Source organism: Thioalkalivibrio sp. ALE9, from assembly GCF_000377445.1.
Lineage (GTDB): Bacteria > Pseudomonadota > Gammaproteobacteria > Ectothiorhodospirales > Ectothiorhodospiraceae > Thioalkalivibrio.
On the sequence record NZ_KB898133.1, the window covers coordinates 62,823 to 70,828 of the forward strand.

General features: G+C 69.6%; 11 protein-coding genes. 6 read left to right on the forward strand and 5 right to left on the reverse strand.

All coding sequences use genetic code 11. The annotated features are described in order from the left end of the window. Positions 1–38 precede the first annotated feature (38 nt). The 5 genes from D106_RS0112115 to D106_RS0112135 all read right to left on the reverse strand — a co-directional run bounded on the left by D106_RS0112115 (position 39) and on the right by D106_RS0112135 (position 4,157). Positions 39–1,388 carry a DegQ family serine endoprotease gene (locus D106_RS0112115; protein ID WP_018880193.1) on the reverse strand — a complete coding sequence of 450 codons (1,350 nt, stop codon included), beginning with the start codon at positions 1,386–1,388 and terminating at the stop codon, positions 39–41. Between the two features lie 28 nt (positions 1,389–1,416). Then, positions 1,417–2,337, reverse strand: coding sequence for a DnaJ C-terminal domain-containing protein (locus D106_RS0112120; RefSeq protein ID WP_018880194.1), 921 nt, complete (start codon positions 2,335–2,337; stop codon positions 1,417–1,419). Positions 2,338–2,548: 211 nt separating this feature from the next. Next, positions 2,549–2,980, reverse strand: a complete 432-nt coding sequence (locus tag D106_RS0112125) for an Hsp20/alpha crystallin family protein (RefSeq protein WP_018878653.1) — start codon at positions 2,978–2,980, stop codon at positions 2,549–2,551. Positions 2,981–3,068: 88 nt separating this feature from the next. Then, positions 3,069–3,290 carry a DUF2835 family protein gene (locus D106_RS0112130; RefSeq protein ID WP_018867690.1) on the reverse strand — a complete coding sequence of 74 codons (222 nt, stop codon included), beginning with the start codon at positions 3,288–3,290 and terminating at the stop codon, positions 3,069–3,071. A gap of 3 nt (positions 3,291–3,293) precedes the next feature. Further along, positions 3,294–4,157: a YicC/YloC family endoribonuclease gene (locus tag D106_RS0112135; RefSeq protein ID WP_018867689.1), complete on the reverse strand. Its 864-nt coding sequence runs from the start codon at positions 4,155–4,157 to the stop codon at positions 3,294–3,296. 84 nt (positions 4,158–4,241) lie between these two features. On the opposite strand from D106_RS0112135, the gene rph reads away from it, so the two are divergent. From rph to D106_RS14340, 6 genes are all read left to right on the forward strand, one after another. Further along, the gene (gene rph, locus D106_RS0112140) at positions 4,242–4,961 is read left to right on the forward strand and encodes a ribonuclease PH (RefSeq protein WP_026280346.1); all 720 of its coding nucleotides are present in this window, start codon (positions 4,242–4,244) and stop codon (positions 4,959–4,961) included. Between the two features lie 2 nt (positions 4,962–4,963). Beyond that, positions 4,964–5,584: an RdgB/HAM1 family non-canonical purine NTP pyrophosphatase gene (rdgB, locus tag D106_RS0112145; protein WP_018880195.1), complete on the forward strand. Its 621-nt coding sequence runs from the start codon at positions 4,964–4,966 to the stop codon at positions 5,582–5,584. A 276-nt stretch (positions 5,585–5,860) separates the two neighbouring features. Further along, positions 5,861–7,129, forward strand: a complete 1,269-nt coding sequence (gene hemW, locus D106_RS0112150) for a radical SAM family heme chaperone HemW (protein ID WP_018880196.1) — start codon at positions 5,861–5,863, stop codon at positions 7,127–7,129. After that, on the forward strand, positions 7,129–7,323 hold the full coding sequence (locus D106_RS0112155; RefSeq protein WP_026279307.1) for a CPXCG motif-containing cysteine-rich protein: 195 nt from the start codon (positions 7,129–7,131) through the stop codon (positions 7,321–7,323). Before hemW ends, D106_RS0112155 begins: the two co-directional genes overlap by 1 nt. After that, entirely contained in the window at positions 7,320–7,568 is a 249-nt protein-coding gene (locus D106_RS0112160) for a transcriptional antiterminator, Rof (protein WP_018867684.1), read from the forward strand. Before D106_RS0112155 ends, D106_RS0112160 begins: the two co-directional genes overlap by 4 nt. A 240-nt stretch (positions 7,569–7,808) precedes the next feature. Next, positions 7,809–8,006 (forward strand): transposase (locus D106_RS14340; protein ID WP_018880197.1); only part of this gene is annotated, 198 nt, incomplete at its 3' end.

Consider the following 8,006-nt stretch of genomic DNA (forward strand, 5'->3'; position numbering starts at 1 on the left):
CCTGCAGGGTGGGGCCCTGGCTCGCCGGTGCGACCGGATCAGCGCAGGGTGAGGTAGAGGGTCTGGTTGCCGCGGCGCAGCTGCAGCTCCAGGGTCTGGTGGGCGGCAAGTTGCTGCGGCAGGTCGGCCAGGCGCTCGATGCGCTGGCGGTTGATCGCCAGCAGCACGTCGCCGGGGCGCAGCCCGGCACGCGCCCCGGCGGTGCCGGGCTCCACCGCGATGACCGCCACGCGGCTGCGACCGTCGTTTCCTGTGGTCTCGGACAGGCGTACGCCGTCGAGCCGCGGGTGGACGGCCGCCCCCTCGATGCGGCGTTCCTCGGGGCGATCCAGGCGCGCGACGATCTGCTGTTCCGTCCCGTCGCGCAGGATGTCCAGCTCCACATCGGACCCGGCGCGCAGCAGACCCAGGCGGTTGCGCAGGTCGCTCGCGCTGCGCACGGTCTGGCCGTCCACCCGCAGGACGATGTCGCCGTGGGCCAGGCCCGCGCGCTCGGCGGCCGAGCCGCGCACCACGCGGGTAATCACGGCGCCCTGCGAGAGCTCCAGACCAAAGGCCTGGGCCAGCGCCGGGGTCAGGTCCTGCATCTCCACGCCCAGCGCGCCGCGCTCGACCCGGCCTTCGGCCAGCAGGTGCTCCTGGATCTGGCTGGCCATGTTGGCGGGGATCGCGAAGCCGATGCCGATGTTGCCGCCGCCGCGCGCGAGGATGGCGGTGTTGATGCCGACCAGTTCGCCGCGCAGGTTCACCAGCGCCCCGCCGGAGTTGCCCGGGTTGATGGAGGCATCGGTCTGGATGAAGTCCTCGAAGCCGGCGCCACCCAGCCCGCTGCGGCCCAGGGCACTGACGATGCCGCTGGTTACGGTCTGACCGAGGCCGAAGGGGTTGCCGATGGCGACCACGAAGTCGCCCACGCGCAGGGCGTCGGAGTCGGCCAGCGGGATCGCCTGCAGGTCCTCCGCGTCGATGCGGATCACGGCGACATCGGTGGCCGGGTCGGTGCCCACTACCTCGGCCTCGTACTGACGGCCATCAAAGAGCGTGACCAGGATGGTGTCGGCGCGGGCGATCACGTGGCTGTTGGTCAGGATGGTGCCGGCCCCGGCATCCACGATGACCCCAGAGCCCAGGCCCTGGCGCTCGCGTTCACGCGAACGCTCGGGGACATCGAAGAAACGGCGGAAGAAAGGATCGTCGAACAGCGGGCTGACCGACTCCACCACGCGGGCGCGGGTGGCGATATTGACCACGCCGGGGATGGTCCGCTCGAGCATCGGTGCCAGCGATGGCAGCGGCTGGCCGTCCACCGCGGCCGGTAGCTGGGCGGTGGCCGGTGCGGCCCCGAACAGGGTCAGGGCCAGGATCAGGAGGGGAACAAGCCGACGCATGGGCGCTCCTCGAACGGGGTTCCGGTTATCAGGGCGCCAGGTTGGCGCGCGGGGCGAAGGACGACTTCTCGGCCATCTTGCGGTACCAGTCGCCGGCCTCTTCCTCCGGCGGCACCTGCACCATCAGCTTCAGGTAGAGATCCCCCGGCGGCTTGCCCGGCAGGCCCTTGCCCTTCAGGCGCATCTGCTTGCCCGACTGCGAGCCGGCCGGAACCTTCAGATTGACCCAGCCATGCGGCGTGGGGACCTCGATGGTCGCGCCTAGCGCGGCCTCCCAGGGCGTGATCGGGATCTCGCGGTAGAGATTGCGGCCGTCCAGGGTGTAGCGGCTGTCCGGCTTGACCCGGATCTCCAGCAGCAGGTCGCCGGCGCCGCCACTGCCGACCCCCGGGTCGCCCTGGCCGCGCACGCGCAGGCGCGAGCCGTCCCGGGCCCCGGCGGGGATGCGCACGCGCTGTACCCGGCCCTCGGCATCGTTGACCGACACCTCGGTGCCCTTGAGCGCCTGGTCCAGAGTGATCTCCACCCGGCCCTCGCGGTCGGCCCCGCGCATGTTGAAGCCGGCCCCGCCCGAACGGCGGCGACCACCGCCCATGCCGCCGCCACCAAAGATGGAGTCGAAGAAGTCCGAGAAGCCGCCGAAGTCGGCCCCGGCTCCGGCGCCCCCGCGGGCCCCGCCGTGCTGGGTCCAGCCGTCCCAGCCGGGCGGCGGGCGGAAGTCCTGACCCTGGCGCCAGTTGGAACCGAGCTGGTCGTAGGCCTTGCGCTTTTCCGGATCGCCCAGGGCCTCGTACGCCTCGTTGACCTCCTTGATGCGGGTCTCGGCGTCCGGGTCCTTGCTGACATCCGGATGGTACTTGCGCGCCAGCTTGCGGTAGGCCTTCTTGATCTCGTCCTGGCTGGCGTCGCGGCTCACACCGAGGATCTTGTAGTAGTCCTTGTATTCCATTGCGTTCCTCGAACGATTGCGTCCTCGGGTGACACCCGGATCCCGCCTGCGGTCATGGCGATCATGATAGCCGGGATGCGGCTGTCACCCAGGGAGACACGAAACCGCGCCTCCTCGGGGCCTAAAAAACCGGGCGCCACCACGGGAACCCCCGGGGCAGCGCCCATGTTGCGCCCGGTCAGGGATATCCTGCCGGGCCGGTGGAGCCGGATCAGCTCTCGATCTGGATCCGGCGCGGCTGCACGCGGGCCTGCTTCGGAATGCGCACCTCCAGCACGCCATTCTCGCTGCGCGCGGAGATGTTGTCGGCGTCGGCTGTATCCGGCAGCGAGAAGCGGCGGAAGAAACTGCCACGCACGCGTTCGATGCGCTTGTAGCCGTTCTTCTCCTCTTCGCTGTCGTGCTTGCGCTCGCCGCGCAGGGTCAGCACGCCGTTCTCCATGTGCAGCTCGATATCCTTCGGGTCCACCCCGGGGATGTCGGCATGCAGCACGTAGGCATCGGTCTCTTCGCGGATATCCACCGCGGGGGCCCAGTCGGAGGTCGCGGCGGAGTCCTCGGTGCCGGGCATGTCCGGCATGCGACCGAGTTCGCGCGACAGTTGGCCGAGCAGGCTGAACGGTTCGTAACGGGTCATGGTCATGGCGTTCCCTCCTTGTGCGGGTGTCATCTGACTCACCCATAGACGTAGGGACACATCCCGCGTTTTCAAGGGCCTGGGGGCAAACCCGTTACGCGAGACGGCGAAACTCGCGCAGCTTGTAATCGTCGTCGGTGACCAGCTCGAACACGCCGTGTACCCCGCGCTGATCCAGGTGGCTGCGTAGCAGCCGGGCGGGGAATTGCACGCTCTCGCCGCTGTCGGCCTGGGCGAAGACCACTGCGGCGCGACCCGTGTAGTAGTCCTCCATTTCCTGGCGCGAGATGGCCAGACGCAGGCGAAACCGGCGCATGGGCTATTCCAGGTTCTGCACCTGCTCGCGCAGCTGCTCGATCAGGACCTTCATCTCCACGGTGGCGCGGGTGATCTCCAGGTCATGCGACTTCGACGAGATGGTGTTGGCCTCGCGGTTGAACTCCTGCATCAGGAAGTCGAGCCGCCGCCCGCTGGGGCCGCCCTGATCCAGGACCTCGTGCACGGCCGCCACATGGCCGTCGATGCGGTCCAGCTCCTCGGCAATGTCCATGCGCTGGGCCAGCAGGGCGACTTCCTGCTCCAGACGCTTCGGATCCAGATTCAGGTCCAGCTCGTGAATCCGGGCGAGGATGCGGCCGCGTTGCTCGTCCAGCATCGGCTGGCGCCGCGCGCGAATCGCCCGGGCGTGCTCGGCGAGTGCGTCCAGGCGCGAGCGCATGCCGTCGGCCAGGGCCGCGCCCTCGATCGTGCGCATCGTGACCAGGGCCTCCAGCGCGTCGTCGAAGCCCGCCAGCAGGGGCTGCGCGAGGCTCTCGCCGACATCGGCGTTGCCCTGGAGCACACCCGGCCAGCGCAGGACGTCCAGCGGCGAGACCGGCGCCGGGTTCGGCATCATGCGCTCGATGGAGGCGCAGGCCCCGATCAGCGCCCGGACGCGCTCGTGATCGAAGGCCTCCGGGGCGTTGTCGGCCTGGCCTCGGTCGCGCAGGACCGCATCCACCTTGCCGCGCGCCAGACGGGCCTTCAGGCGGCTGCGCACCTCGGCCTCCAGCGAACGCAGGTGATCGGGAAGATGGATACGCAGCTCGAGATAGCGGTGGTTGACGCTCTTCAGCTCCCAGTCGAACACGCCCGCGTCCAGGCTCATCGCGTGCCGGGAAAATCCGGTCATACTGGTGATCATGCGTCCCTCCATGGTGATCCCTGCTGCGTGTGGCGGTGGCGGCCCGTATACTGCGCCCCACTCAAATCTAGCAAGGATCACAGCATGCGACCCAGTGGCCGAACAGCCGACGCAATGCGCCCCGTGCGTTTTACCCGCCATTTCACCCGCCACGCGGAGGGTTCCGTACTGGTGGAGTTTGGCGATACCCGCGTGCTGTGCAACGCCACGGTGGAGTCGCGCGTGCCACCGTGGCTGAAGAACAAGGGCCGCGGCTGGGTCACCGCCGAATACAGCATGCTGCCGCGCTCCACCCATGACCGCATGGTGCGCGAGGCCGCGCGCGGCAAGCTGGGTGGCCGCACCATGGAGATCCAGCGCCTGATCGGCCGCTCGCTGCGCGCGGTGGTGGACCTGGAGGCCATGGGCGAGCGCCAGATCATCGTCGACTGCGACGTGATCCAGGCCGATGGTGGCACCCGCACCGCCTCCATCAGCGGGGCCTACGTCGCCCTGTACGACGCCATCCGCAAGGCGCGTGAACAGGGGCTGATCCGCAAGGATCCGCTGCACGGCCAGGTCGCCGCGATCTCGGTGGGCATCTGCGGCGGTGAACCGGTACTCGACCTCGACTACGATGAGGACTCGCAGGCCGAGACCGACCTGAACCTGGTGATGAACGAGGCCGGGGGCGTGATCGAGATCCAGGGCACAGCCGAGGGCCACGCCTTCCGCCGCGACGAGCTGGACCAGATGCTGGACCTGGGCGAGAAGGGCATCCAGGAGATCTGCGAGGCCCAGCGCGCCGTGCTGGCCGAGGGCTGATCATGGGCGATCCGCGCCGCGTCGTCCTGGCCACCGGCAACCCCGGCAAGCTGCGCGAGATCCGCGCCCTGCTGGAACCGCTGGGGCTGGCGGTCGAGGCACAGTCCGAACACGCCGTGCCCGAGGCCGACGAGACCGGCCTGACGTTCGTGGAGAACGCGATCCTCAAGGCGCGCAACGCCGCCCGCCACACCGGACTGCCGGCGATCGCCGACGACTCCGGGCTGGAGGTCGATGCCCTGCACGGCCAGCCGGGGATCTACTCCGCGCGCTATGCCGGCCCCGATGGCGACGACGCGGCCAATAACGCCAAGCTGCTGGAGGCACTGGCCGGCGTCCCGCCGGAACAGCGCGGCGCACGGTTCCGCGCGGTCGTGGTGTACCTGGAGCATGCCGAGGATCCGGCGCCGATCATCGCCCAGGGGGTGTGGCCCGGGCGCATCGCGGAACAGGCCAGCGGCGCCGAGGGCTTTGGCTACGACCCCCTGTTCTTCGTGCCTCAGGAGGGCTGCACCTCGGCCGAGCTGCCCCCGGAGACCAAGAACCGCCTGAGCCATCGCGGTCAGGCCCTGCAAGAACTCGGGGGCGCCCTGCGCGCGCGCATGGGCAACCCGCCGGCCTGACAACCCACGCCGTCCGGCACCGGGGCCACCCGGAGAGATCGCCACGGCGCTGCGCGCCTCGTGATGACGGGGACTTCCCGTCGTTGCGAGGCTCCACAGGGGCCGTGGCAACCTCCCGACGACACCCCGGCGCATGTTCGGACCCGCGTCGGGGCCAGGCCGGGGAGATCGCCACGCGCCTGCGGCGCTCGCGATGACTGTGCTTCCTGTCCCCGTCATCGCGAGGCGCGCAGCGCTGTGGCGGTCGGCAGGGGACCATCGGCGCGCAAGGCCGCAATGGCGGGACTGGGTCCTTTCGACGCCACCCGCCCCCTCGCCTATGCTTCGCACATGACTGCCGCGCTGACCCATCCGCCGCCCCTGGCGCTGTATGTGCACCTGCCCTGGTGCGTGCGCAAGTGCCCGTACTGCGACTTCAACTCGCACGAGCCGCGCGGCGAGCCGCCCTTCGATGACTACGTGGACGCGCTGCTGCGCGACCTGGAAGGCCAGCTGCCGGACATCTGGGGCCGGCGGCTGGAGAGCGTCTTCATTGGCGGCGGCACCCCCAGCCTGTTCCCGCCGGAGGCGCTGGATGCTCTGCTTTCCGGCCTGCGCGCCCGGCTGCCGCTGCGACCGGACTGCGAGGTAACGCTGGAGGCCAACCCCGGGACCGCCGACCGCGCCTACTTCCGCGGCTACCGCGAGGCGGGGGTCAACCGGCTGTCGCTGGGCATCCAGAGCTTCGACGACGCGATGCTCGCGCGCCTGGGGCGCATCCACGGTGCGGCGGAGGCCCTGAGCGCGGTGGAGCATGCCCGTGCCGCCGGCTTCGAGGCCATCAACCTGGACCTGATGTTCGGTCTGCCGGGGCAGTCGGTCGCGGCCGGGATCGCGGATCTGCAGGCGGCGATCGAGCAGGACCCGGGACATATCTCCTGGTATCAACTGACCCTGGAACCGAACACCCTGTTCGCGGCGCGCCCGCCCGAGCTGCCGGAGGATGCGACGATCGAGGAATTGTTTGCCCGCGGCCAGTCCCATCTGGCGGCGGCTGGCTATACTCGATACGAGGTATCCGCCTATGCACGTCCGGGGCAGGAATGTCGGCACAACCGCAACTACTGGACCTTCGGCGATTACCTCGGCATCGGGGCCGGGGCCCACGGCAAGCTGACGCAGGTCCATCAGGGCGCGATCCTGCGCCGCATGAAGCCGCGCCAGCCCGAGGCCTGGCTGGCCGAGCCGCAGGCGCACAAGGATCAGGCCGTGGACACGGCGGAGCGGCCTTTCGAGTTCCTGCTGAACGCGCTGCGGCTGGTGGAGGGCGTGCCGGCGGCGAGCTTCGAGGCGCGCTGCGGCCTGCCACTGGCGATGCTGGAACCCGCACTTTCGGAACTGCGCGCGGACGGGCTGCTGGTCGCGGATCCGGAACGGCTGCAGGCCACGGAACGGGGCCTGGCGTTTCTCAACAACGTGCTGGAACGTTTTCTTCCGGAAGGGACACCGCAGGACTCGGTTGCCACGCCGATCGCCTGGCCCGCGCGCCGGGAGGAGGGTCGATGATGCGTCCCGTCGAGTTTGTCGGTTTTGCCTGCCCCTGGTGCGGCGAGCCCGGCGAGACCACGGTGGACATGGTCAGTAACGACCGCGAGTGGATCGAGGACTGCGCGGTGTGCTGTGCCCCGATCGTGTTCCGCCGCGAGGATGCCGGCGACGAGGAGATCCCGCGCATCGAGGCCCGACGGGAGGGCGAGTGAGCGAAGCGCCGCCCTATACCCCGATTGCCTGCGAGCGCTACTCCGAGCTGGAGCTGGCGATCGTGCGCGGGCAGTTTCTGCGCACGCACTGGCGGCGCGGCGAGATGGACCGGATCGCGATCGTGCGCCCGCTGGACCTGCGCACCCGGCGCGGTGCCGAATACCTGATCCTGCGCGACACCGCGGGCCGCCGGCAGTGGTGGCGCCTGGACCGCCTGATCAGCTTCGAACCCGTCTCGGGCTAATCATTCACCACAGAGCACACAGAGAACACAGAGGAATTCAATGCAAGCTCTGCCGTCGGCGACCGCCGGGCTCGGCAGGGAGAATCTGGCATAGGGCCGGCTCAGGGGATCATCCAATGAGCCCGCCCACAATGCGCCACGCATAACGTCTCCTGATTAGCGACGAGAGTCAGCCAGGCTCACAGGGTGAGCCACCCCCGGGCGTACGCTGAGGCTACACAGCGAGCGGAGGGTGCCACCATGGCGCAGAATCGGATTCAGTTTCAGCCGGGGATGTCGTTGCCGGCATTCATCGCCCAGTACGGCACCGAGGCCCAGTGCGAGGCGGCGCTGGAGCGGGCCCGATGGCCGGACGGCTTCCGCTGCCCGCGTTGCGGGTGCCAAGCCCACTGCGTCCTGCACGGCAGCCCGCGCAAGATGTTTCAGTGCAGCGCCTGT

Excerpts from the sequence above, each read along its gene's own strand:
- D106_RS0112115 (WP_018880193.1), bottom strand. The coding sequence starts at position 1,388 with ATGCGTCGGCTTGTTCCCCTCCTGATCCTGGCCCTGACCCTGTTCGGG.
- D106_RS0112120 (WP_018880194.1), bottom strand. The coding sequence starts at position 2,337 with ATGGAATACAAGGACTACTACAAGATCCTCGGTGTGAGCCGCGACGCC.
- D106_RS0112125 (WP_018878653.1), bottom strand. The coding sequence starts at position 2,980 with ATGACCATGACCCGTTACGAACCGTTCAGCCTGCTCGGCCAACTGTCG.
- D106_RS0112130 (WP_018867690.1), bottom strand. The coding sequence starts at position 3,290 with ATGCGCCGGTTTCGCCTGCGTCTGGCCATCTCGCGCCAGGAAATGGAG.
- D106_RS0112135 (WP_018867689.1), bottom strand. The coding sequence starts at position 4,157 with ATGATCACCAGTATGACCGGATTTTCCCGGCACGCGATGAGCCTGGAC.
- rph (WP_026280346.1), top strand. The coding sequence starts at position 4,242 with ATGCGACCCAGTGGCCGAACAGCCGACGCAATGCGCCCCGTGCGTTTT.
- rdgB (WP_018880195.1), top strand. The coding sequence starts at position 4,964 with ATGGGCGATCCGCGCCGCGTCGTCCTGGCCACCGGCAACCCCGGCAAG.
- hemW (WP_018880196.1), top strand. The coding sequence starts at position 5,861 with ATGGCGGGACTGGGTCCTTTCGACGCCACCCGCCCCCTCGCCTATGCT.
- D106_RS0112155 (WP_026279307.1), top strand. The coding sequence starts at position 7,129 with ATGCGTCCCGTCGAGTTTGTCGGTTTTGCCTGCCCCTGGTGCGGCGAG.